21 protein-coding genes and 1 pseudogene are annotated in these 24,978 nt (G+C 61.0%); 9 read left to right on the top strand and 13 right to left on the bottom strand.

Going from position 1 to position 24,978, the window contains the following annotated elements; all coding sequences use genetic code 11:
• The 7 genes and pseudogenes from C9422_RS27285 to C9422_RS27250 all read right to left on the bottom strand — a co-directional run.
• Positions 1–1,125: pseudogene (locus tag C9422_RS27285) on the bottom strand (hypothetical protein); the annotation flags it as partial.
• A gap of 672 nt (positions 1,126–1,797) precedes the next feature.
• Positions 1,798–2,049, bottom strand: a complete 252-nt coding sequence (locus C9422_RS27275; protein ID WP_116582831.1) for a DUF1652 domain-containing protein — start codon at positions 2,047–2,049, stop codon at positions 1,798–1,800.
• A 178-nt stretch (positions 2,050–2,227) separates the two neighbouring features.
• The gene (locus C9422_RS27270; RefSeq protein WP_116582830.1) at positions 2,228–3,724 is read right to left on the bottom strand and encodes a helix-turn-helix transcriptional regulator; all 1,497 of its coding nucleotides are present in this window, start codon (positions 3,722–3,724) and stop codon (positions 2,228–2,230) included.
• A 191-nt stretch (positions 3,725–3,915) separates the two neighbouring features.
• The gene (gene sigJ, locus C9422_RS27265; protein ID WP_116582829.1) at positions 3,916–4,809 is read right to left on the bottom strand and encodes an RNA polymerase sigma factor SigJ; all 894 of its coding nucleotides are present in this window, start codon (positions 4,807–4,809) and stop codon (positions 3,916–3,918) included.
• 3 nt (positions 4,810–4,812) lie between these two features.
• Positions 4,813–5,247: a carboxymuconolactone decarboxylase family protein gene (locus C9422_RS27260; RefSeq protein ID WP_116582828.1), complete on the bottom strand. Its 435-nt coding sequence runs from the start codon at positions 5,245–5,247 to the stop codon at positions 4,813–4,815.
• 151 nt (positions 5,248–5,398) lie between these two features.
• A complete protein-coding gene (locus C9422_RS27255; RefSeq protein ID WP_104447395.1) occupies positions 5,399–6,682 on the bottom strand; it encodes a Zn-dependent hydrolase in 1,284 nt (427 codons plus the stop codon).
• Between the two features lie 151 nt (positions 6,683–6,833).
• A complete protein-coding gene (locus tag C9422_RS27250; RefSeq protein WP_116582827.1) occupies positions 6,834–8,318 on the bottom strand; it encodes an NCS1 family nucleobase:cation symporter-1 in 1,485 nt (494 codons plus the stop codon).
• Positions 8,319–8,860: 542 nt separating this feature from the next.
• Between C9422_RS27250 and hydA the strand changes: the two genes are divergently transcribed.
• The 3 genes from hydA (at position 8,861) to preA (ending at position 13,127) form a co-directional block, all read left to right on the top strand.
• On the top strand, positions 8,861–10,300 hold the full coding sequence (gene hydA, locus C9422_RS27245) for a dihydropyrimidinase (RefSeq protein ID WP_116582826.1): 1,440 nt from the start codon (positions 8,861–8,863) through the stop codon (positions 10,298–10,300).
• Positions 10,301–10,484: 184 nt separating this feature from the next.
• Positions 10,485–11,852, top strand: a complete 1,368-nt coding sequence (locus C9422_RS27240; protein ID WP_116582834.1) for an NAD(P)-dependent oxidoreductase — start codon at positions 10,485–10,487, stop codon at positions 11,850–11,852.
• Positions 11,853–13,127, top strand: coding sequence for an NAD-dependent dihydropyrimidine dehydrogenase subunit PreA (gene preA, locus C9422_RS27235; RefSeq protein ID WP_116582825.1), 1,275 nt, complete (start codon positions 11,853–11,855; stop codon positions 13,125–13,127).
• A gap of 70 nt (positions 13,128–13,197) precedes the next feature.
• On the opposite strand, the gene C9422_RS27230 is transcribed toward preA, so the two are convergent.
• Complete coding sequence (locus tag C9422_RS27230) at positions 13,198–13,818, bottom strand: TetR/AcrR family transcriptional regulator (protein WP_102702465.1); 621 nt, start codon at positions 13,816–13,818, stop codon at positions 13,198–13,200.
• 135 nt (positions 13,819–13,953) lie between these two features.
• Between C9422_RS27230 and copC the strand changes: the two genes are divergently transcribed.
• The 6 genes from copC to C9422_RS27195 all read left to right on the top strand — a co-directional run bounded on the left by copC (position 13,954) and on the right by C9422_RS27195 (position 19,710).
• Positions 13,954–14,319 carry a copper homeostasis periplasmic binding protein CopC gene (gene copC, locus C9422_RS27225; protein WP_116582824.1) on the top strand — a complete coding sequence of 122 codons (366 nt, stop codon included), beginning with the start codon at positions 13,954–13,956 and terminating at the stop codon, positions 14,317–14,319.
• Between the two features lie 3 nt (positions 14,320–14,322).
• Positions 14,323–15,180 carry a copper homeostasis membrane protein CopD gene (gene copD, locus C9422_RS27220; protein ID WP_116582823.1) on the top strand — a complete coding sequence of 286 codons (858 nt, stop codon included), beginning with the start codon at positions 14,323–14,325 and terminating at the stop codon, positions 15,178–15,180.
• Positions 15,181–15,428: 248 nt separating this feature from the next.
• Positions 15,429–16,724 (top strand): OprD family porin, encoded by a 1,296-nt coding sequence (locus C9422_RS27210; RefSeq protein ID WP_116582822.1) that lies wholly within the window; start codon positions 15,429–15,431, stop codon positions 16,722–16,724.
• A 248-nt stretch (positions 16,725–16,972) separates the two neighbouring features.
• Positions 16,973–17,797 carry an NAD(P)-dependent oxidoreductase gene (locus C9422_RS27205; RefSeq protein ID WP_116582821.1) on the top strand — a complete coding sequence of 275 codons (825 nt, stop codon included), beginning with the start codon at positions 16,973–16,975 and terminating at the stop codon, positions 17,795–17,797.
• Between the two features lie 52 nt (positions 17,798–17,849).
• Positions 17,850–18,737 (top strand): SMP-30/gluconolactonase/LRE family protein, encoded by an 888-nt coding sequence (locus C9422_RS27200; RefSeq protein ID WP_116582820.1) that lies wholly within the window; start codon positions 17,850–17,852, stop codon positions 18,735–18,737.
• An 88-nt stretch (positions 18,738–18,825) separates the two neighbouring features.
• Positions 18,826–19,710, top strand: coding sequence for an aldose 1-epimerase (locus tag C9422_RS27195; protein WP_116582819.1), 885 nt, complete (start codon positions 18,826–18,828; stop codon positions 19,708–19,710).
• Here C9422_RS27195 and C9422_RS27190 read toward each other — a convergent pair.
• The 5 genes from C9422_RS27190 to pqqC form a co-directional block, all read right to left on the bottom strand.
• Positions 19,686–21,422: a NahK/ErcS family hybrid sensor histidine kinase/response regulator gene (locus C9422_RS27190; protein WP_116582818.1), complete on the bottom strand. Its 1,737-nt coding sequence runs from the start codon at positions 21,420–21,422 to the stop codon at positions 19,686–19,688. The genes C9422_RS27195 and C9422_RS27190 overlap by 25 nt on opposite strands.
• The gene (gene ercA, locus C9422_RS27185; RefSeq protein WP_007972176.1) at positions 21,406–22,569 is read right to left on the bottom strand and encodes an alcohol dehydrogenase-like regulatory protein ErcA; all 1,164 of its coding nucleotides are present in this window, start codon (positions 22,567–22,569) and stop codon (positions 21,406–21,408) included. Before ercA ends, C9422_RS27190 begins: the two co-directional genes overlap by 17 nt.
• A gap of 235 nt (positions 22,570–22,804) precedes the next feature.
• Positions 22,805–23,947, bottom strand: coding sequence for a pyrroloquinoline quinone biosynthesis protein PqqE (pqqE, locus tag C9422_RS27180; RefSeq protein ID WP_116582817.1), 1,143 nt, complete (start codon positions 23,945–23,947; stop codon positions 22,805–22,807).
• Entirely contained in the window at positions 23,925–24,197 is a 273-nt protein-coding gene (gene pqqD, locus C9422_RS27175; RefSeq protein WP_007972043.1) for a pyrroloquinoline quinone biosynthesis peptide chaperone PqqD, read from the bottom strand. The genes pqqE and pqqD overlap by 23 nt, the downstream gene beginning before the upstream one ends.
• A complete protein-coding gene (gene pqqC / locus C9422_RS27170; RefSeq protein WP_116582816.1) occupies positions 24,194–24,946 on the bottom strand; it encodes a pyrroloquinoline-quinone synthase PqqC in 753 nt (250 codons plus the stop codon). Before pqqC ends, pqqD begins: the two co-directional genes overlap by 4 nt.
• Positions 24,947–24,978: the final 32 nt, after the last annotated feature.

Below are 24,978 nucleotides of genomic sequence, written 5' to 3'. Positions count from 1 at the left end.
TCGAGGCTCCATCGTAAGTATGCGTCTTGCATTCCTCAAAAAAGGAACTTCGTCATTAGACGGTTCCACATTATCAATTTTGATGACAGCCTCATCGGCTAAATTGGTCGACAGCAATTTATTGGCTGTTACGTTAATCGGTGTGGACATGCCCTGGGCAGTCAGCTGCAATTGAAAGATACCGCTTTTGTTGTTCGCCCCGGTGACACGCCATTCATGAGTTGTTTGAGGGGCATCGAACACCGGTGCACTGCTCAAATCAGTCGGTAGAAGAGGACTGGTCGCCGTGCGCTTCAGCGCTATCGGGTACCCCGCGATTGGGCTGCCGGATTTGGGGACCAACTCCACGTCTTTAGCCTGCCCCCTGAAGAACACGCTACCACCGGCAGGAACGCTTTGCCCTCCGATCCTGACCTCGACTTCATCGGCCAGGTTGCTTGATAGCAACTTGTTGGCTATTACGTTAATCGGTGTGGACATGCCCCGAGCAGTCAGCTGCAATTGAAAGATACCGCTTTTGTTGTTCGTCCCGGTGACACTCCATTTATGAGTTGTCTGATAGTCATCGAACACCGGCGCACTGCTCAAATCAGTCGGTAGAAGCGGACTGGTCGCCGTGCGCCTCAGCGCTATCGGGTACCCCGCGATTGGGCTGCCGGATTTGGGGATCAACTCCACGTCCTTGGCCTGCCCCCTGAAGAACACGCTACCACCGGCAGGAACGCTTTCCCCTCCAATCTTGACCTCGACCTCATCAGCCAGATTGCTCGAAATCACCAGGCTTCGGTGGTACCACCCCTCCTCCACATCCCTACTATAAAAAACCAGGGTGATAAGGCCGCTCTTGCCATCGTCCGGTTTAATCTTCCATTCGAACTTGCGGTTGTCGGGATCAACCCAATTGCCAAAATCCGGCGATGCAACGATGTTCAAACCGCCATTCTGAGGCAACTCCAGGTTGAGTGCCTTGGCGACTTCGGGTGGGGCCTCCACCGTCACATCGTTCACCTGCCCACGGAGCAAAACGGGTTCCGCTCCCCATTCCACTTTCTTGCCGTTGATCAACAACGTGGCTTGTTTCCAAGGGCTTTTTACAGTTGCTGCGGCTTTTTGTTCGGTAGTCATGACGACGCGTTCCTTCTTAGTAGTGGACACAAAACCAGTCCAATAACTATCAGGAAAAATCGACATACCGGGAACTGTCATAAATGACAGATCAACTAGAACAAATTGCGATAAAAAACGCTGATGACTTACAAATCATTCAAGATTTTTAGCTGACGACGGTCTGCAAGCCCCGGATCACTCCAGGCAAGTAGAGACTGCGCATCGCGCTGATCGCGCCTTCAATGGCGAATACCGCCGTACCGGCAAGGTCGGCGATCAGTACGGTGCACTCGACACGGGGGCTTCAACGAAGGCAGCGCCCGGGTTTATTGCGTAACGCAGCGAGTCGTGGTGGTGGTTCGGGTCACCTCGCCGTTTTCAGCCCGCACATCACCCAGTACATCGGTTTTATCCATGGCCTGGCAGGTGCGTACAGGTGGGGGTGGCGTGACCGCTGGAGGGGGTGGCGGGCTGGAGCAGCCGCCGAGAATCGCTACGCACAATGCCAGCGAAAAGGATGAGATAACGCGTTTCCCAAGAGTTTTCATAGGTTGACCCGCGATAAGTGATAGACACATTTTTGTGACAACAAAACCGGCGCGTAAAGTCCATACACCTGTCACAAAAATAAATATCTGCGAATCACTCATAGCCCAGCCCGTGGCCAACGCCAGTAAAAGCTGGCAGTTCTTACATCACCGGATCAGGGCGTTGCAGGGAATTGCACTGCAGTTCATAACGCAATTCTTCGATCAGCGCGGCGACCGACTCTGCTGTTTGCAGCGTGCTCATGTTCAGGCCACTGACCACCAGGTCCACCTGGCCCGACACCGGGTGATAGAGCTTCACGGTCAGCCAGTGTTCGCCGGTGATACTGCATTCACAGGCCAAGGGTGAAAAACTGCCTTCGATCAGCAGCCTCAACTGCGCCAGCGTAATCATTGCGACGGGCCCTGGCGGTTTGATGCAGGGTGTATCGGATTCATGGGGCTTTTCCTGTTGGCGGTTTACGCAGGGGGCGCGCAGGTGACTTCACGTCGCCTGCTGCATCACCAGCCTAAGAGCCACTACAGCAGGCCGACACATGAATTTGCACCCTGCGCCTTAGTGCAATTGCACCTTAACGCTGCCCCTTGGGCCGCCACTCGCTGGAGAACAGTCCCCGTTCCCGCGCCCAGACAATCGCCTCGCTGCGGCTGTGTATGGCGAGCTTGGAATACACCGCAGCCACATGGTTGCGCACCGTGTTCGGCGCCAGTTTCAGGCGCGCGGCGATTTCCTTGTCGGCCAGGCCTTCGCAGATCAGGCCCAGCACATCGCGCTCACGGGCGGTCAGCTCGGTGAGGGACGCGCTGGGCAACTTCGGCGAATTCACGCTTTTTACGTTGGCCAGTTTTTCGATCAGCGTGCGGCTGAACCAGGAGGCGTCCTTCATCACTTCCTCGATGGCCGCCACCAGCTCCAGCTCGGTGCGCTTGCGCTCGGTGATGTCCATCAACACCAGCAGATAACAGGGTGTGCCCTGAATGTTCACGGTGTCCGCCGACACTGTGCAATCGATCAGCCCGGCGTCTTTTCTACGCACACGCACATCGATGCGGTCCAGGCTGCCGGTTTTATCCAGGGCGGCGAACAGCTGGATGCGTGCATGCCGGTCTTCGAAGAAGTCGATCTGCGTTATGCCGATCCCACGCACCTCTTCACCGGAATAACCCAGGGTATCCAGGAACGCTTCGTTGACATCCAGCACCATCTGATCCGCCGCGCCGCACACCAGTATCGGCACCGGCGACAGGCGAAAGGCCTTGGCGAAACGTTCTTCGCTTTGGCGCAGGGCGATTTCAGCCTTGTGCCGGGGTTCCATGTCGACAAAGGAAAACAGCATGCAGGCTTCGTCGTTGAGCTCCAGCGGCTGGCCGGCCACGATCACTTGCTTGCTGCCACCGTCGGCCAAGCGCAACTCGGCCTGCATCTGGGGAATGGTCGCCCCTTCGCACAGACGCTGCCTGGCCAGTTCCTTGTGCTCGGCCTGGTCCAGCACGTCCAGCTCATAGGTCGAAGTGCCGATCACCTGGTCACGGGCATAGCCGGTCATTTCGAGGAAACCGGGATTGACCTTGATGTAGCGCAAGTCACTGAGGCGGCAGATCACTGCCGGCGCCGGGTTGGCGGCGAAGGTTTTCTCGAAGCGTTGCTCGGCGCTGGCCCACTCGGTGACATCGTCCATGATCAGTACCAGCGATTCCGGGTCGCCACGACTGTCAGCCAATACCAGGCTGCGCACGCGATGGACCCAGGTACGTGTTTCGTCCGCCGCCGGCGTCACTTGCACCAACACATCGCTGAACGTCTCGCCCCGCGCGACCCGGTTGATCGGGTAGCTGTCGATTGCTACCCCGTGATTGTTGCGATAGCGCAAGGCGAAGTGTTTGGCATATGCCGCGGCAGTGGCACCCAGGTCGCTGACTTGTGATACGCCGTGCATGGCCAGCGCTGCCTCGTTGGCCCACAGGATGGTCTGGTCGGGGTCGAGCAGAATCACCCCGTCGGACAGACCGGCGATGATCTGCTGCAACTGGCGGCGATTGGTTTCCGTGCTCAGGACGTCCTGGCTCATTGCATCTCCACAAGAATGGCGACCCTGTGAGAATACGACCGCCCGGGCTTGCAATAGTGCAAAGAAACCCTGTGGGAGCGAGCCTGCTCGCGAAGACGGAGTGTCAGTCGACATGTCTTCACCTGACACACCGTCTTCGCGAGCAGGCTCGCTCCCACAGGGATCTTCATCATTTTCAGGTGGCCGTTTGACTAGTACAGACTCAGCGACGCCTCCAGCCGCGCCAACTTCTCCGGGTTTCGCATGATGAAGATCCGGCTCACCCGCCCCGCTTCGTCAAAGCCAAAGGTCATCGATGCGGTGATGACGCCGTCGGCCTTGATGATCACGCCTTGGGCACCATTGATCTCGATGGGCAGCCATTGGCAAGCCTGCCAATAGGTGTGCAGCGACTGACCGATGAAATCCAGTACGCGAGCGATACCCGCCAGGGTTTCGCGGATGGCCGGGGCCTTGCCGCCGCTGTCGGCGCAGAGTTCAACGTCCTCGGTCAGCATGGCGCTCAGGGAAACGGTCGAGCCGCTGGCGATAGCGCTGTGAAACGCGCTGAGCAATTGGCTTTGACGCATGGGTGGCGGCTGGTAACGGGCGTGTCCGTTGCCAAGACTCGCCTTGGCCCGGGACACCAGTTTGCGGCAAGCGGCTTCCTGTACGCCGACCGCATCGGCGACCTGCGGGTAATCCATGTCGAAGATTTCGTGCAGCAGGTACGCGGCGCGCTCCTTGGGTGACAGGCGCTCGAGCAGCAACATGAAGGCGGTGGACAATGACGAAGCCAGTTCGAGCCGGTGCTCGGGTGAATCCTGATGGGTGGTGTGAATCGGCTCCGGCAACCAGTTGCCGATGTAATCGACCCGGGATGTGTGGGCCGAGCGCAGCACATCGATGCAGTGCCGGGTGCAGGCCGTGGTCAGCCAGGCGGCCGGCGTCGCGATGGAGGCCCGATCGGCCTCCAGCCATTTGATGAACAGTTCCTGCACCGCATCCTCGGCTTCGGCGCGCGAGCCGAGGATGCGGTAGGCCAGACCGAGCAAAAAGGGCCGGCGCTGCTCGAACACAGTGACGGCGTTTTCAGCGGAGTTCATCAATCAGTGCCTCGACACCTGCAAGCGGTTCCACAGGTTGATCATGCCGATCTCGGCCGTCAAGGCGCCGATCTGTTCGTCGCTGAAATGCGCTCTGAGCGCACCGCGCAAACTGGCGTAATCGGTTTTTTCATCCAGTATCGTCAAGGCTTCGGTCCACGCCAGCGCGGCGCGCTCCGAAGGGCTGAAATCACTGACATGGCGCCAGACGATCAGGCGATCCAGGCGCTCGTTGGTCTCGTTGGCCTCACGGGCTTCGCGGGTGTGCATCTTCACGCAGAAACCGCATCGGTTGATCTGCGAGGCGCGCAGGTGGATCAAATGCTTGAGGCTGGGATTGAGATCATGATTGTCGAGGGCGACATGAACCTGGGTCAGGCTTTCGAAAACCTGCGGGATCGATTGCAGCAGATTGACCGGTTGGGTGTTGGACGACATCGTATTGCTCCACTGATTGAGGGATTCAACAGGATGACGATTGAGCATTTTGCTTTGTGACAGGTAAAAGCAAAGATCGCAGCCTGCGGCAGCTCCTACATGAGAACGAGTTCCCCTGTAGGAGCTGCCGCAGGCTGCGATCTTTTGATCTTCAAGCCGCCAGTTTCCCCTTCGCGATAGCCTCAGAAGCCGCCAGCATCGCCCGCAACAACACCGCACACCCGGCCGCCAGATCTTCCGGCGCAGCGTTTTCGATTTCGTTGTGGCTGATACCGCCCTCGCACGGCACAAAGATCATCCCGGCCGGACCAAGCTCAGCGAGAAAGATCGCGTCGTGCCCTGCTCCGCTGACGATGTCCATGTGCGACAGGCCCAGGCCCTGGGCAGCACCGCGCACAGCCTCGACACAGCCCTTGTCGAAGTACAGCGGCGGGAAGTCCGCGGTTGGGGTGAGTTCGTAGGTCAGGCCATGTTCATCGCAGGTGGTTTCGATGACTTCGCGCACTTCGGCGATCATCGAGTCCAGGCGTTCCGGTTCCAGGTGGCGGAAGTCCAGGGTCATGCGCACTTCGCCGGGAATGACGTTGCGCGAGCCGGGATAGGCTTGCAGACAACCGACGGTGCCACAGGCATGGGGTTGATGGCTGAGGGCGGCGCGGTTGAGCGCACCGACGATCACCGCGGCGCCGACCAGGGCGTCCTTGCGCAGGTGCATCGGGGTCGGGCCGGCGTGGGCTTCGACGCCACGCAGTTTCAGGTCGAACCATTTCTGCCCGAGAGCGCCCATGACCACGCCAATGGTCTTGCGCTCGTCTTCCAGGATCGGGCCTTGCTCGATATGGGCTTCGAAATAGGCCCCGACTTTATGGCCGCTGACTTTACGCGGGCCGGCGTAGCCAATGGCATTCAGCGCCTCACCCACGGTCACGCCATCGGCATCGACCTTGGCCAGGGTTTCTTCGAGGGTGAATTTTTCCGCGAACACACCGGAACCCATCATGCACGGGGCAAAGCGCGAGCCTTCTTCGTTGGTCCAGACCACCACCTCCAGCGGTGCTTCGGTTTCGATGTTCAGGTCATTGAGGGTGCGCAGCACCTCGACGCCCGCCAATACACCGAAGCAGCCATCGAACTTGCCGCCGGTGGGCTGGGTGTCGATGTGGCTGCCGGTCATCACCGGTGGCAGGTCGGGATTGCGCCCGGGGCGTCGGGCGAAGATGTTGCCCACAGCGTCGATGCTGACGGTGCAGCCGGCATCGATACACCATTTGACGAAGATGTCCCGAGCCTGGCGATCGAGATCGGTCAGGGCCAGGCGACACACCCCACCCTTGACCGTGGCGCCAAGTTTGGCCAGTTCCATGAGCGACTGCCACAGGCGGTCGCGGTTGATGTGTTGATGGCTGGACTGCAGAACGTCGACGGCCGCGTTCATGATGATCTCCTCTGGCTGTTCTTATGGATTCCTTCAGGTGTTTCTTCGGTGGACTCAAAGCCCTCATCGCGAGCAAGCTCGCTCCCACATTGGATCTCCAGTGTTTACAGATCCCCTGTGGGAGCGAGCTTGCTCGCGATGGGGCCAGTGCTCACACCGCAGATTTCGCGACGGACGGACTCGGCCGCATCACACTCAACCCGTAATAAATCACCCCGCCCAGGATCGAGCCGGTGAACCAGCCGTAGCTGTAGAACCAGCTGAACGCATCGCTGCCCAGGGACGCCAGCGTCAACACCACCGGCACGCCGAAGGCCATGAAACCGCTCCAGTTCCACGCCGGATACACGTCATCGCGGTACAGGCCGGCAAGGTCCAGTTGCTGTTTCTTGATCAGGAAATAGTCCACCACCATGATCCCGGCGATCGGCCCGAGCAGGCTGGAATAGCCGAGCAACCAGTTGGAATAAACGGTTTCCAGGCTGAGATCCGAGACAATCAGGCCGAGCTTTTTCAGCAGCTCATGAGCCATCAACGCCAAGCCGACGAAGCCGGTCAGCAGCACGGCGTTGGTGCGGTTGATCACCTTGGGGGCGATGTTCTGGAAGTCATTGGTCGGTGACACGATATTGGCCGCGGTATTGGTCGACAGCGTGGCGATGATGATCAGCGCCATGGCCAGCGCCACCCACACCGGGCTCTGGATATGGCCGATCAGGGTCACCGGATCGGAAACCGTCACGCCCACCAGCTTCACCGAGGCCGCGGTCATCACAACCCCCAGGGAAGCAAACAGGAACATGGTCAGCGGCAGGCCAATGATCTGCCCGACAATCTGGTCCTTCTGGCTTTTCGCGTAGCGGCTGAAGTCCGGAATGTTCAGTGACAGCGTGGCCCAGAAGCCGACCATCGCGGTCAGCCCGGCGGCGAAATAACTGGCCACCCCGGCGCCTTCGGGACGCTTGGCCGGAATCGCCAGCAACTCGGTCATCGACACGTTCGGCATGGCCCAGACCAGCAGCCCTACGCCCACCAGTACCAACAGCGGTGCAGACAGGGTTTCCAGCCATTTGATCGACTCGGCGCCGCGTATCACCACCCAAAGGTTCAGCGCCCAGAACACCATGAAGCCGATGACCTCGCCGGTGCCACCCAGGGATTTCCAACCCTCGAACACCGAGCCGAGGAACAGGTGAATCGCCAACCCGCCGAACATGGTCTGGATGCCGAACCAGCCGCACGCCACCAGGGCACGGATCAGGCACGGAATATTGGAACCGAGCACGCCGAAAGACGAGCGCAGCAACACAGGAAAGGGAATGCCGTACTTGGTGCCGGGAAAGGCGTTCAGGGTCAGGGGAATCAGCACGATGATGTTGGCAAACAGAATCGCCAGCAGCGCTTCACCGACGGTCAGGCCGAAGTACGCGGTCAGCACGCCACCGAGGGTGTAGGTCGGCACGCAGATCGCCATGCCCACCCACAGCGCGGTGATGTGCCATTTGTTCCAGGTGCGTTCGCGCACCTTGGTCGGTGCAATGTCATGGTTGTAACGGGGACTGTCGAGTACATCGCTGCCGGCTTCCAGCTCGAACAAGCCGTCGCGCTCGGTCACTTGCGATCTGATCTGTTGCATGGCCGCTCCACTGTTCTTTGAATTATTGTTTGCTCATCGGGGGCTGGCGGCTTCAATAAACGTGCCGGGTACCCCGATTACGCATCGGGCAGTTCCATAAACACATTGCAACCAACTGATGTTTATCAGTTTTATTCGCTGACTCGACTAGTTGTCAGGCCACTCAGGCCGAATGCCAGGCAAGTTGTCCGGACAGTCAGGACTCAAACTGGTGCGTTGATCTTTTTTTCAATGGCTGCGCATCAACCATAGACCATACTCAAACAGCTGATTTCACATAAGAAATCTTGACTATTTTTCGATCCTGTCAAGTGCGTCAAAATGGTGAGGTCGCTCACCATTTTGGTGATTCTTGTATTTAATCGTTAAATATCAATCAGTTAATAACTGAATAAGCTTATAAAAAATATTCTTGCCGATTCGAATAACTGCAGCTAGCGTTTAATCCTGACAGCATTGACAGGAATACACCTGTTGACGCTGGCGTCATATAAAACATCTAGAACCGGCACAAGCCGGTCATTGCCTGCGAGGAACTCGGAATGTCTCTGTTGATCCGTGGCGCCACCGTTATTACCCATGATGAAAGTTATCGCGCCGATGTGTATTGCGCAGACGGCGTGATCAAGGCCATCGGCGAAAACCTCGAAATCCCCGCAGGCGCCGATGTGCTCGACGGCAGCGGCCAATACCTGATGCCCGGCGGCATCGACCCGCACACCCACATGCAGCTGCCCTTCATGGGCACCGTGGCCAGCGAAGACTTCTACAGTGGCACGGCGGCGGGACTGGCCGGCGGCACCACCTCGATCATCGACTTCGTGATTCCCAATCCGCAGCAATCCTTGCTTGAAGCCTTCCATCAGTGGCGCGGCTGGGCCGAGAAGTCGGCGTCGGACTACGGCTTTCACGTCGCCATCACCTGGTGGAGCGACCAGGTCCGCGAGGAAATGGCCGAACTGGTCAGCCAGCACGGCGTCAACAGCTTCAAGCATTTCATGGCCTACAAGAACGCGATCATGGCCGCCGATGACACCCTGGTGGCGAGTTTCGAACGCTGCCTGGAACTGGGTGCGGTGCCGACCGTGCATGCGGAAAACGGCGAACTGGTCTATCACCTGCAACGCAAGCTGATGGCCCAGGGCATCACCGGGCCGGAAGCGCATCCGCTGTCGCGGCCGTCACAGGTAGAAGGCGAGGCCGCTAGCCGGGCGATCCGCATCGCCGAAACCCTGGGTACGCCGTTGTACCTGGTGCACGTCTCGACCAAGGAGGCCCTCGACGAAATCACCTATGCCCGCGGCAAGGGCCAGCCGGTGTACGGCGAAGTGCTGGCCGGGCACCTGCTGCTGGACGACAGTGTCTACCGCCACCCGGACTGGCAAACCGCTGCCGGTTACGTGATGAGCCCGCCGTTCCGCCCTCGCGGCCATCAAGAGGCGCTCTGGCATGGCCTGCAATCGGGCAACCTGCACACCACCGCCACCGACCACTGCTGCTTCTGCGCCGAGCAAAAAGCCGCCGGCCGCGACGACTTCAGCAAGATCCCCAACGGCACCGCCGGCATCGAAGACCGCATGGCAGTGTTGTGGGATGAAGGGGTGAACAGCGGACGCTTTTCGATGCAGCAATTCGTCGCACTGACGTCCACCAACACCGCGAAGATCTTCAACCTCTACCCACGCAAAGGCGCGATTCGCGTGGGGGCCGATGCCGACCTGGTGCTGTGGGACCCACAAGGCACGCGGACCATTTCCGCCAAGACCCACCATCAGCAGGTGGACTTCAACATCTTCGAAGGCAAGACCGTGCGCGGCGTGCCCAGCCACACCATCAGCCAGGGCCTCGTGGTCTGGGCCGACGGCGACCTGCGGGCCGAACGTGGCGCCGGGCGCTACATCGAACGGCCGGCGTACCCGGCTGTGTTTGACTTGCTGAGCAAGCGGGCCGAGCTGCACAAGCCGACGGCAGTGAAACGCTGAGAGCGGCCTTCGCTCCCACATTTGGAATGCGATCCCTGTAGGAGCTGCCGAAGGCTGCGATCTTTTGATCTTGATCTAAAAAACAAAGTCAAAAGATCGCAGCCTTCGGCAGCTCCTACAGGAGATCGAGTTGAATCAATGCCCATTCAGAGGCAGCACCTCAAATAACCGTGAGGCCAACACCGTGATCAAGACCCTGGACCACCTCCCGCATCCCGTCGAGAATGCGGCCGCCCTCGCCGGCCATTTCACCGATCTGGCACCGCCACTCAACGAGCGCCAGGCTCAGCTCGAAGCTTCGCGCTGCCTGTATTGCTACGACGCGCCCTGCGTGAATGCCTGTCCGAGCGAAATCGACATTCCCTCGTTCATCCGCAATATCCAGCAGGACAACGTGCAAGGCGCCGCGCAGAAAATCCTCTCGGCCAACATCCTCGGCGGCAGTTGCGCCCGGGTGTGCCCGACGGAAATCCTTTGCCAGCAAGCCTGCGTGCGCAACAACGCCCACGAATGCGCACCGGTCATGATCGGCCTGTTGCAGCGCTACGCCGTGGACAACGCCCATTTCAGCACGCACCCCTTCCAGCGTGCGGCCGCCACCGGCAAACGCATCGCCGTGGTGGGCGCCGGTCCGGCCGGGTTGTCCTGCGCCCACCGCAGCGCCATGCACGGGCATGACGTGGTGATTTTCGAGGCGCGGCAAAAGGCTGGCGGACTCAACGAGTACGGGATCGCCAAATACAAACTGGTGGATGACTACGCGCAACGGGAGCTTGAGTTCCTGCTGGAAATCGGCGGAATCGAAATCCGCCACGGGCAGAAACTCGGGGACAACCTGACCCTCAGCGAACTGCATCAACAGTTCGATGCGGTGTTCCTCGGCCTCGGGCTCAACGCCAGCAAACAACTGGGCCTGGCCCACGAAGACGCGCCCGGCCTGCTCGCCGCTACCGACTACATCCGCGAACTGCGCCAAGCCGATGACCTGAGCCAATTGCCCCTGGCCGAGCATTGCATCGTCCTCGGCGCAGGCAACACCGCCATCGACATGGCCGTGCAAATGGCCCGCCTCGGCGCCCGTGACGTGAACCTGGTGTACCGGCGCGGCGCCGAAGACATGGGCGCCACCCATCACGAGCAGGACATTGCCAAGGCCAATCAAGTGCGGCTAATGACCTGGGCGCAACCCGAAGAAGTGCTGCTCGATGATCACGGCCGAGTGCGCGGCATGCGTTTCGCCCGCACCCATCTGGTCGAAGGTCGTCTGCAAACCACCGGCGAAACCTTCGAACTGGCCGCCGACGCGATCTTCAAAGCCATCGGCCAGGCCTTCGATGGCAACTCCCTCGCCGATCCACTGGCGCGTGAGCTCAAGCGTCAGGGCGAGCGCATCGAAGTCGATGAACAGCTGCGCACCAGCATCCCCGGCGTGTATGCCGGCGGCGACTGCACCAGCCTCGATCAAGACCTCACCGTGCAAGCCGTGCAACACGGCAAGCGCGCCGCCGAGGCGATCAATGCTCAACTGATGCTTAACGTGGAGGCTGCATAAATGGCCGATCTGTCGATTGTCTTCGCCGGCATCAAGGCACCCAATCCGTTCTGGCTGGCCTCCGCGCCACCCACCGACAAAGCCTATAACGTGGTCCGCGCCTTCGAGGCCGGCTGGGGCGGCGTGGTCTGGAAAACCCTGGGGGAAGATCCGGCGGCGGTCAACGTGTCGTCGCGCTACTCGGCGCACTTCGGGGCGAACAGGGAGGTGCTGGGCTTTAACAACATCGAGTTGATCACCGACCGCTCGCTGGAGATCAACCTGCGGGAAATCACCCAGGTCAAAAAGGACTGGCCGGACCGCGCGCTGATCGTGTCCTTGATGGTGCCCTGCGTCGAGGAATCCTGGAAACACATCCTGCCGCTTGTGGAAGCCACTGGCGCCGACGGCATCGAACTGAACTTCGGTTGCCCCCACGGCATGCCGGAACGCGGCATGGGCGCCGCGGTCGGCCAGGTGCCGGAATACGTGGAACAGGTCACCCGCTGGTGCAAGACCTATTGCTCGCTGCCGGTGATCGTCAAGCTCACGCCGAACATCACCGACATCCGCGTCGCCGCCCGCGCCGCCCACCGAGGCGGCGCCGATGCGGTGTCTCTGATCAACACCATCAACTCGATCACCAGCGTCAACCTCGAGCGCATGGTGGCCAACCCCATGGTCGGCAGCCAGAGCACCCACGGCGGTTACTGTGGCTCGGCCGTCAAGCCGATTGCCTTGAACATGGTCGCCGAAATCGCCCGAGACCCGCAGACCCAAGGCCTGCCGATCAGCGGCATCGGCGGCATCGGCAACTGGCGCGACGCCGCGGAATTCATCGCGTTGGGCAGCGGCGCGGTGCAGGTGTGCACGGCGGCGATGCTGCATGGCTTCCGGATTGTCGAAGACATGAAGGACGGATTGTCACGCTGGATGGACAGTCAGGGCTACGCCAGCATCGCGGAATTTTCCGGGCGCGCGGTGGGCAACACCACGGACTGGAAGTACCTGGACATCAACTACCAGGTGATCGCGAAAATCGACCAGGAAGCGTGCATCGGCTGTGGTCGTTGCCACATTGCCTGTGAGGACACCTCGCATCAGGCCGTGGCCAGCCTCAAGCAAGCGGATGGCACGCATAAGTACCAGGTGATCGATGAGGAGTGCGTGGGCTGCAACCTGTGCCAGATCACCTGCCCGGTGCAAGACTGTATCGAGATGGTGCCGGTGGAGACTGGCAAGCCGTTCCTGGACTGGAATCATGATCCGAGGAATCCGTATCACGTCAGCCCTTAGCATTAGCTGCGACTGAACCGTCGCCTTCGCGAGCAAGCTCGCGATGGCGTCAGCCGGTACAACACAGACCTCAAGGCTCCAACCCGATCCCCCGCAAAATCACACTGGTCACCGTCTGCACTGCCTTTTCAAATTGCATGTCCGACAGCGGCTGGTGATCGTTGAGAATATTCACCTGGTGATCGAAGTCGGCATAGTGCTGGGTCGAGGCCCAGATCATGTACAGCAGGCTCGACGGCTCCACCGGCAGGATGCGTTTGTCGTCCACCCACTGACGGATTTTCGCTTCCTTCATCTTGGCCCAGTCGTACAGGCTCGCATCCAGCGCTGCGCCGAGGGTCGGTGCGCCGTGGATGATTTCGTTGGCCCAGACTTTCGAACCATGAGGCCGGCTGCGGGAATGGTTCATCTTGGCGCGGATGTAGCTGCTGAGCACCACGCGCGGGTCGTCGAACATCTCGAAGCACAGCGCGTCCTGCTTCCAGACTTCCAGCAAATCGAACAGCACCGCGCTGTACAGTTCGGTCTTGGTGCTGAAGTAGTAATGCAGGTTGGAACGCGGCAGTTGCACTTCAGCGGCGATGTCGGCCATGGCCGTGCTGCCGAAGCCCTTTTCAGCGAAGACCTTTTCCGCCCCGAGCAGGATTTTTTCGACGTTACTGCGACGAATCTCGATCTTGTGATTGCCCATGCGGGTCCCCGACAACAGCGTTGAGCAAGACTAGCATCCGCTCTGGACTGCGGCGACAGGGTAAAACGAATCTTCGTACAGCCGCTGTCGGAAAGCTAAACTCTGCGCACTTGGAAACTGCCTGAGGTACTCACGATGCTGCTCAAGAAAACCCTGACCATCACGGCCCTGCTCGGCTCACTGCTCGCCGCTTCTTCGGTGTTGGCCCACGCCCACTTGAAAAGCCAGACACCGGCCGCCGACAGCACCGTGACCGCGCCCACGCAATTGCGCCTGGAGTTCTCCGAGGGTGTCGAGGCCAGTTTCACCAAAGTCACCCTGACCCGGGATGGCGCACCGGTGGCGGTAAAAGCATTGACCACCGAAGGCAACGACAAGAAGACCCTGATCGTCACCCCCGCCGCGCCGTTGGCCCCTGGCGCCTACAAAGTCGAATGGCACGCGGTATCGGTCGACACCCACAAAAGCGAAGGTGCCTACGCCTTCAAGGTTGGCCAGTAACTCATGGCGAGTGCGCTGGTGCTGTGTCGCTTCCTGCATTTCATCGTGGTGCTGATGCTGTTCGGGGCCTGGCTGTTCAGACCCTTGCTATCCAATGACGAAAGCGCACTGGATCAGCGCCTGGCACGCACCTGCCGTTGGCTGGCCGTGGTGGCGCTGGCCAGCGGGGTCTGCTGGTTGTTGCTGATTACCGCGAGCATGGCCGGGGCCTGGGACGCGGCCTTCGATCCGTCGACCCTGGGCCTGGTGCTGGGCAATACCTTTTTCGGTCAGGTCTGGCGCTGGCATTTGCTCATTAACCTCGCGCTGGTGGCGTTGCTGCTGACACCCTTGCGCGCAAGCCTTGCACTGCGCCTGAGCCTCAGCGGCCTGCTGCTGGCCACCCTGGCCCCGGTCGGCCACGGCGCCATGCTCGATGGCAGCGCAGGCCAGCTGCTGATCCTCAATCAACTGATCCACTTGTTCTGCGTGGGTGCCTGGCTCGGCGGTCTGTTGTTGCTGGTGATGATTCTGCGACAGCCTGCGGGGCATTCGATCCGCGTGATGTTGCAGCGTTTCAGCGGCGTCGGTTACGGCCTGGTCGCCGGGCTGCTGATCACCGGGCTGATCAATGTAAGGGTGCTCACCGGGGCGTTCTGGCCGACGCCGTTGTTCAGCGGGTTTGCGTTGATCCTGTTGATCAAGGCTGCGTTGGTGGCGACGATGCTGGGCTTGGCCTTGTTCAATCGCTTGCGGATCAATGATTGCGAGCAGCGCCTGCAGGCATTGCGCACCAGCGTGATGCTGGAGTGGATGCTGGGGCTTGGTGCAGTGGCAGCGGTTTCTTTACTCGGCACCCTGCCCCCCATGATTTCCAGCTGACAATCCATTCCCCTGTGGGAGCGGGCTTGCTCGCGAAGGCGTCGTAACATCCAACATTGATATCGCCTGTGCTGACGCCTTCGCGAGCAAGCCCGCTCCCACAGGTGTTTCTCGGATATCCCTAAGTCCGCACCAAGTCATCGTATAACTTCCGATTGACAACCCACAAAAATCCCGCAAATATCGCCCCCCTATGTTGTACGACGACGTATGACAACAATAAAAACAAGAAACAAGGGAGCGTCACAGTGAGCAAGCTCGTCCGTAATTCGTCCGCCCGTTCTTCGCGTGCAAACCTTTCTCGTCGTCATACCCTGAGCCTGATCGGCTGCAGCGGGCTGGCCCTCGTCTTGCCCATCAACGCCCAGGCCGCAGGTTTCACCGACGACGCCAAGGCCACGCTGAACCTGCGCAACGCCTACTTCAACCGCAATTTCATCAACCCGGCCTACCCCCAGGGCAAGGCTGAAGAGTGGACGCAAAACTTCATCCTCGATGCCAGGTCCGGGTTCACCCAGGGCACCGTTGGCTTCGGTGTCGATGTATTGGGCCTGTATTCGCAGAAGCTCGATGGCGGCAAGGGTACTGGCGGCACGCAACTGTTGCCGATCCACGACGACGGCCGCCCAGCCGACAATTTCGGCCGCCTGGGCGTGGCGCTCAAAGGCAAGATTTCAAAAACCGAATTGAAGGTCGGCGAATGGATGCCGGTGCTGCCGATCCTGCGTTCCGACGACGGTCGTTCGCTGCCGCAGACCTTCCAGGGCGCCCAGGTGACGTCCGCCGAAATCAGCGGCCTGACGCTGTATGGCGGTCAATTCCAGCAAAACAGCCCGCGCAATGACGCGAGCATGGAAGACATGTTCATGAACGGTAAAACGGCGTTCACCTCCGACCGTTTCAACTTCGGCGGCGGTGAATACGCGTTCAATGAAAAGCGCACGCAGGTTGGCGTCTGGTACTCGGAACTCAGCGACATTTACCAGCAGCAATACTTCAACCTGACCCACAGCCAGCCCGTCGGCGACTGGACCCTGGGCGCCAACCTGGGCTACTTCATCGGCAAAGAAGACGGCAGCGCCAAGGCCGGAGACCTCGACAACAAGACCGCGTTTGCTCTGCTCTCGGCCAAATATGGCGGCAGCACCTTCTATGTCGGCCTGCAAAAACTCACCGGCGACGACGTGTGGATGCGGGTCAATGGCACCAGCGGCGGCACGCTGGCCAACGACAGCTACAACTCCAGCTATGACAACGCCCGGGAGAAATCCTGGCAGGTGCGCCACGACTACAACTTCGTCGCCCTCGGTATTCCCGGCCTGACCCTGATGAACCGCTACATCAGCGGTGACAACGTGCACACCGGCGCCATCACCGACGGCAAGGAATGGGGCCGCGAATCCGAACTGGCCTACACGGTGCAGAGCGGTGTGTTGAAAAACCTCAACGTGAAATGGCGTAACGCGAGTATCCGCAAGAGTTTCAGCACCAACGAATTCGATGAAAACCGGATTTTCATCAGCTACCCGATCAGCCTCCTGTAAACACAGAACCACTGTGGGAGCGGGCTTGCTCGCGAAGGTGGAGTGTCAGTCGACATGTTGTTAACTGATACTCCGCCTTCGCGAGCAAGCCCGCTCCCACAGGAGGGTATTTCAGTTCAGCGAATAGGGACGACCCTCCGTCAATTTCCACCCATGCCGCGTTGACAAGCAGCGGAGACCCTAACGATACTTCACTCAAGTCATACGACAACCTACAACAAACCAATAACAGCGCACCCAGGATTCCCATGACGACCACAGCAACCGCCCGCCCCCCTTTCAACCGCCTGCTGCTGACCGGCGCCGCCGGTGGCCTCGGCAAAGTCCTGCGCGAAAGCCTGCGCCCTTACGCCAATGTCATTCGCCTGTCGGACATCGCCGACATCGCGCCCGCCATCGATGATCGCGAAGAAGTGATGCCGTGCGACCTCGCCGACAAGCAAGCGGTGCATCAACTGGTCGAAGGCGTGGACGCGATCCTGCACTTCGGCGGCGTGTCGACCGAGCACTCGTTCGAAGAGATCCTCGGCGCCAACATCTGTGGCGTATTCCACATCTACGAAGCCGCGCGCCGCCACGGGGTCAAGCGAGTGATCTTCGCCAGTTCCAACCATGTGATCGGCTTCTACCGGCAGGACGAAGTCATCGACGCCCACTCCCCTCGCCGCCCCGACAGCTACTACGGCCTGTCCAAGTCCTACGGCGAGGACATGGCCACGTTCTACTTCGACCGCTATGGCATCGAGACCGTCAGCGTGCGCATCGGCTCCTCGTTCCCCGAGCCGCACAACCGGCGGATGATGAGCACCTGGCTGAGTTTCGGCGACCTGACGCAACTGCTCGAACGCGCCTTGTACACCCCGAACGTCGGCCACACCGTGGTCTACGGCGTGTCCGACAACAAGAACGTCTGGTGGGACAACCGCTACGCTACAGCCCTGGGTTTTGTCGCGCAGGACAGCTCCGAACAGTTCCGCGATAAAATCGAAGCCCAGCCGATGCCTGCCGCCGATGACCCGGCGCGGCTGTACCAGGGCGGCGCCTTTTGCGTAGCCGGCCCGTTCGGTGACTGAACCTTCGCGCCCCGCTTGATCCCCACAACAAAAGCCAAGGGAATGAGTTGCCATGCAAGCTGAATTGATTGTCGACGCCCGTAACGCAGTCGGTGAAAGCCCGGTCTGGGTGCCTGAGGAAAGCGCTCTGTACTGGGTCGATATTCCCGCCGGTGGTTTACAGCGCTGGAGTGCCGACACCGGGCGGGTAGATACCTGGAAAACCCCGGAGATGCTCGCTTGCATCGCGCGTCATGCCGACGGCGGCTGGGTCGCCGGCATGGAAAGCGGGTTCTTCCGCCTGCATCCGCGCAACGACGGCAGCCTCGACAGTGAACCCTTGGCCCATGTCGACCATGCCCGCGCCGACATGCGCCTGAACGACGGCCGCTGCGATCGCCAAGGACGCTTCTGGGCCGGCAGCATGGTGCTGAACATGGGCGCCAACGCCGCCAACGGCAGGTTGTACCGCTACAGCGCCGGGCAACGCGGGCCACTCGATTCCCGGCTGAGCGGGTTCATCGTGCCCAACGGCCTGGGCTTCAGCCCGGACGGGCGCACGATGTATCTGTCCGACTCCCATCCGCAGGTCCAGCAGATCTGGGCCTTCGACTACGACATCGAAACCGGCACCCCTTCCAACCGCCGCGTGTTCGTTGACATGAACCGGCACGAAGGTCGACCCGACGGTGCGGCGGTCGACGCCGATGGCTGCTACTGGATTTGCGCCAACGATGCCGGCCTGATTCACCGTTTCACCCCCGATGGACGCCTCGACCGTTCCCTCGCCGTTCCGGTGAAAAAACCCAGCATGTGCGCCTTCGGTGGCAGTCGGCTGGACACCCTCTTCGTGACCTCGATTCGCCCCGGCGATGACCATGACGTTCAGTCGCTGGCCGGTGGCGTGTTTGCCCTTGATCCCGGGGTGAAGGGATTGCCTGAGCCTTTGTTCAAGTCCTGACGGATCGCAGCCTCGTTGCACCTGTAGGAGCTGTCGAGTGCAACGAGGCTGCGATCTTTCCCCCCCTTCCAACGCAGAACGAAAAACAATGAATCTGCTCGAACTCGAAGACGACCTCACCCGCCTCACCCTCGCCCCCGACATTGGCGCCAGCATCGTCAACTGGACCGTGCGCAGCAGCGGCCAGCCCTTGTTGCGCCACGCCGATGAGCACGCCCTGAACACCGGCCTGCCCGGCAAGCTCGGCTGCTTTCCCTTGGTGCCCTGGTCCAACCGCATCGCCGAAGGTGGCTTCGACTGCCCCGATGGCTGGCTGGCATTGGCGCCCAACAGCCTCACCGATCCGCTGCCGATCCACGGCAGCGCCTGGCAGCAGGCGTGGGATGTGGTTTCCCGGTCGGAAAATGAAGTGGTCCTGCAACTCGACAGCACAACCCCCTTCGCTTATCGCGCCCGGCAACGTTTCCGTTTGAGCGGGGGCAAGCTGAGCATCGAATTGAGCGTTACCCATCTGGCCGAACACGCGGCCTGGCATGGACTGGGCCTGCATCCGTATCTGCCGCGCACCGCCCACACCCGACTGCAGGCCGTGGCCCGCGAGGTATGGTTGTGCAATGAGAAAAAACTACCGACGCAACTCAGCGCATTGCCGGTCGAGTGGGATTTTCAGCAGCTCAAGCCATTGCCCGAATCGCTCGTGGACAACGGCTTCTGCGAATGGAACGGCCACTGCCTGATCCGCCAGCCTGACCTCGGATACGAACTGGACTGCCAGGCCACCGGCAGCGATTACTACCTGCTCTACTGCCCCGTGGGCCTGGAATTTTTCTGCATCGAACCGGTGAGCCACCCGGTCAACGCGCACCACCTGCCCGGTCGGCCGGGGTTGCGCTTGCTAGAGCAAGGTCAAGCCATCGAACTGGGCTTGACCTTGCAGTATCGGCCGTTTCAGGCAGATGCCCCCAACAGTTGACTCAACACCGCTCGCAACTTGCCGGGCTTCACCGGTTTGTTCAGCAAGGGCGCATTGAGCCGCTGCAACGCACGCCGACAATGGTCGGTGCGGTCGGCAGTAATGATCACCGCGGGAATGTACTGGTGGAAATGCTCGCGCAAATGTCGCACCACATCACAGCCGACCACCCCGTGATCGAGGTGGTAGTCCGCGAGAATCAGTTCCGGCGCCTGCCCGCCTGACGCCGCCAGCGCAGCCGCTTCATCGGTGGCGACCAGAACCTCGCAGCCCCACTGCCCGAGCAACGCGCCCATGCTCTGGAGAATGCTCACTTCGTTGTCGATCACCAGTAAACGGCGTCCCGGCAACGGGTTGCCGGTACCCGGCTGTGGCACCGCCTGGCTCACGGGCAATGGAACCTCGTCGGATAACGGCACCTCGATGCTGAACATCGAACCCCGCCCCGGCAACGAGTGAACGCCAATCCTGTAGCCAAGGATCTTGGCGATGCGCTCGACAATCGCCAACCCCAGGCCCACGCCCTTGCGGTCGGCGGCGCGGCCGACGTCCAGTTGGTTGAACTCGAGGAAGATCGAATCGAGCCGGTCGGCGGCGATGCCACGCCCGGTGTCCCAGACCTCCAGGCGCAACATCTCGCCCCGACGCCTTGCCGCCAGCAGGATGCTGCCGTCATCGGTGTAGCGGCAGGCATTGCTGAGGAAGTTGCGCAGGATCCGCGTCATCAGGCGCAAGTCGGTGCTGATGGCGTAATCGGCCATGTGCACCCGCAGGTTCAAGCCGGCCGCCTGGGCGACGGACTGGAACTCCGACACCAGAGGCCCCAGCAGTTCGTCGAGGCGGTATGACGCAACGTCCGGCTTGACCGCGGCCTGATCGAGCCGGGAAATGTCCAGCAGATCCGTCAGCAGGTCTTCGGCCCCTTCCAGGGCCTGGTGAGTGCGTTCCACCAGCACCTGTTCGGCTTGCGGCAATTGGCGTTCGCGCAAGGTCGATATCAGCAACCGCGCGGCGTTCAGCGGTTGCAGCAGGTCGTGGCTGGCGGCAGCGAGGTATTTGTCCTTGCTGTGGTTGGCGGCCTCGGCGGCATCGCGGGCATCGCGCAAAGCCTTGGCAATCTGTTTACGCTGGGTGATCTGCTGCTGAAGGTTGCGGTTGGCTTCGAGCAATTCATCGGTGCGCGCGACGACGCGCTGCTCCAGTTCATCATTGAGTTGCTGCAGGCGTCGCTGGGCCAGCTTGCGCTCGGTGATATCGGAGACGAAACCTTCCACCAGGCCCTCCTGGCCGGGCTTGAGCAGCAGGTTCATCAACACATCCAGGTGACTGCCATCCTTGCGTCGCAAGCGGGTTTCATAGCCGTGCAGGCTGCGCTGGTGCCTGAGGATTTCGCCGATGGCTTCCAGTTCCTGCGCGCCGTCGACGAACAGGGTGCTGCCCAGGTCAGTCAGGGAGAACAGCACCTCCTGCGGGTCCTGGTAGCCGAGCATGTGTGCCAGCGCCGGGTTGGCGGCGCGCATGCCATCGTGCAGGCTGGCCTGGAAGATCCCGTGCACCGCGTTTTCGAACAGCCACTTGTAGCGGTTGCGCTCGGCTTCCAGATCATCCAGGCGCGCGGCCAGTTCCGGGTAATGACTCTTACGCGCCGAATGGCTGCCCAGCCCCAGCAGCCCGGTGAGGGCCCGTTGTTGCTCGTCAGAGGGCTTCGCCATAGACGACCTCGACATCGCGCTGGCTGGATTCGCGCGGGTTGGTCAGGATGCACGGATCGTGCATCGCATGCTGCGACAGGAACGGAATGTCCGAGGTCCGCACGCCATGCAAACCGAGGGTTTCGTGAAAGCCGATGGCGTGCTTGAGGGCGATCAGGTGTTCGACCAGGCGCCCGCAGATCTGCCGGTGATTCAGGCCCCGGCAGTCGATGCCGAACGTCTCGGCGATTACCTTGAAGCGCTCCGGTGCCGAGTTGTAATTGAAGGCCACCACATGCTCGACCAGCACCGCGTTGCACAGGCCATGGGGCAGGTCGAGAAAGCCGCCAAGGCTGTGGGACATGGCATGCACGGCGCCCAGGATGGCGTTGGAGAACGCCAGCCCGGCCTGCATGCTGCCGAGCATGATCTTCTCGCGCAGGGCAATGTCGCTCGGGTTGGCGATCATCTGCACCAGGTTGCCATTGATCAGGCGCATCGCCTCCAGCGCATGAGGATCGGTCAGCGGCCCGTGGCCCGTGGACACGAAGGCTTCGATGGCATGCACCAGGGCGTCGATGCCGGTGCAGGCCGACAGGAACGGATCCATGCTCAGGGTGGTTTCCGGATCGATCAGCGAAACGTCCGGCACCACGGCCTTGCTGACGATGGAGAACTTCATGCGCTCCTGCTGGTTGGAAATGATCACGAATTGCGAGACATCGGCCGAGGTGCCGGCGGTGGTCGGAATCAGGATCAGTGGCGGGCTGGGCACGCGGATGGTGTCCACGCCCTCGAAATCGAGAATGCTGCGGCCATGGGCGACGACAATGCCGATGCCCTTGCCGCAGTCCATCGGGCTGCCGCCACCCACGGCGACGATCACGTCGCAGTGGTTTTCCCGGTACATCTCGGCACCGAGCATCACCTCTTCAACCCGAGGGTTGGGCGAGACATCGCTGTACAGGCAGTACTCGATGCCCAGCGCCTGCAGGCTGGCCTCGACATCGGCGACCCAACCGGCGGCGATCACGCCGGGGTCACTGACCACCAGGACCTTGCGTGCACCAAAGGTCTTGGCGTAATTGCCGACACTGTGCCGGCTACCGGCACCGAAAATGATTTCAGGGGAAACGAACTTGCGCAGCTGGTTGAGACTCTGGCTCATTGGAAAGCCTGTTTTTATTGTTTTGGAAGGTAGAAACCACACTAAACCATCCTGCTGTGAATGCAATCAGACCAATGGGTAGCACTGCCAGGAGTGTACTCACATTCAAATTCACCGCAGCCCCCCTGTGGGAGCGGGCTTGCTCGCGAAGAGGCCTTAACATTCAACATTTATATTGCCTGACCCACCGCTTTCGCGAGCAAGCCCGCTCCCACAAGGGATCTGTGTCGCCAGACTAGCCGCGGTAGATCAGCTGCGAAGCCTTCGCGTTGCGCAATGTCAGATGCTCCATCCCCATCCCCGGCGCCTCGGCTTCCTCACGGGCCTTGAGGATCACTCCGTGGTGCGGCGACTTGCTGCACACCGGGTCGGCATTGGCGGCATCGCCGGTCAGCATGAAGGCCTGGCAGCGGCACCCGCCCAGGTCCTTGTGCTTTTCGTCGCAGGAGCGGCACGGCTCCTTCATCCAGTCGTCGCCGCGAAAACGATTGAAGCCGAACGAGTCGTTCCAGATGTGCGAGAGGCTGTGCTCGCGCACGTTGGGAAACGCTACCGGCAACTGCCGGGCGCTGTGGCAAGGCAAGGCCGTGCCGTCGGGGGTGATGTCGAGAAACAGGTTGGCCCAGCCGTTCATGCAGGTCTTGGGACGTTCCTCGTAGTAGTCCGGGGTGACGAAGATCAACTTGCACGGGTGACCCTGGGCTTCAAGGCGTTCGCGGTATTGGTTAGTGATGCGCTCGGCGCGCTGCAATTGCTCGCGAGTGGGCAGCAGGCCGACGCGGTTGAGTTCAGCCCAGCCGTAGAACTGGCAGGTGGCCAACTCGACAAAGTCCGCCTCCAGCTCCAGGCACAGCTCGATGATCTGCGCGATCCGGTCGATGTTGTGCCGATGGGTGACGAAATTCAGCACCATCGGATAGCCCTGGGCTTTCACCGCACGGGCCATGGCGAGTTTCTGGGCAAAGGCCTTGCGCGAGCCGGCGAGCATGTTGTTCACCGCTTCGTCGGCGGCCTGGAAGCTGATCTGGATATGGTCCAGCCCGGCCACCTTGAAGTCGCGCACCTTCTGCTCGGTCAGGCCGATGCCGGAGGTGATCAGATTGGTGTAGTAGCCCATGTCCCGGGCGGCCTTGATCAGTTCGGCGAGGTCCTGGCGCACCAGCGGCTCACCACCGGAAAAGCCCAATTGCGCGGCGCCCATGTCCCGCGCTTCGCGGAATACGCGAATCCATTCTTGTGTGCTCAGTTCCTCGCCGTGCCGGGCAAAGTCCAACGGATTGGAGCAATAGGGGCACTGCAACGGGCAGCGGTAAGTCAGCTCGGCGAGCAGCCACAACGGCGGTCCGGGCAGCGTCTCACTCGATCCAGAATTGCGCATGGGCCACCTCCAGAAACGCCAGCACGTCTTCGTCGATCCCGGGCACGCCGGGGAAATTCGCGCTCAATCGCTCAATGATCGCCGCCACACTGCGCTGGCCATCCACCAGGTCGAGAATCTGCCCGGCACTGGCGTTGAGCTTGATCATGCCTTCGGGGTACAGCAGCACATGGCAGTCCTGACGGGGCTCCCATTGCAGACGAAAACCGCGACGCAAGGCCGGTGACTGCTGGCGGTCGATCAGGCTCACAGGGCGATCCCCCGGTGCCAGACCTTGTCGCCGGTAACCGTGTGATACGGCGGGCGCGCAAGTTCGTAGGCCATGCTCATGGCATCGAGCATGCTCCACAGCACGTCGAGCTTGAACTGCAGGATCTCCAGCATGCGTTGTTGCCCCTCGGCCGTCACGTAGTGCGCCAGGGTGATGCGCAACCCATGCTCGACATCGCGCCGCGCCTGGCTCAGGCGCGTGCGGAAATAGTCGTAGCCGGCGACGTCGATCCACGGGTAATGGGTCGGCCAGGCATCGAGTCGCGACTGATGGATCTGTGGGGCAAAGAGTTCGGTCAGCGAACTGCTGGCCGCTTCCTGCCAGCAGGCGCGACGGGCGAAATTGACGTAGGCGTCCACCGCGAAACGCACGCCGGGCAGCACCAGCTCCTGGGAGAGGATCTGCTCGCGATCCAGACCCACGGCTTCGCCCAGGCGCAGCCAGGCTTCGATTCCGCCCTCGCTGCCGGGGGCGCCGTCGTGGTCGAGGATCCGTTGCAGCCACTCGCGGCGCACGTCGCGGTCCGGGCAGTTGGCGAGAATCGCGGCGTCCTTCAGGGGAATGTTGATCTGATAGTAGAAGCGATTGGCGACCCAGCCCTGGATCTGCTCGCGGCTGGCGCGGCCGGCGTACATGGCTTGATGGAAAGGATGGTGGATGTGGTAGTAGGCGCCCTTGGCGCGCAGGGCGGCTTCGAATTCGCTGGGGGACAGGGGGGTGTCGGTCATTGCGGGTCTCCGGGGAATCTTCGGTGTCTGAT

This window comes from Pseudomonas sp. B1(2018) (assembly GCF_003097365.1).
Taxonomy (GTDB): Bacteria; Pseudomonadota; Gammaproteobacteria; order Pseudomonadales; family Pseudomonadaceae; genus Aquipseudomonas; species Aquipseudomonas laurylsulfatiphila.
Note: the sequence above shows the minus strand (reverse complement) of the source record. Positions and strands in the feature narration are given on the sequence as shown.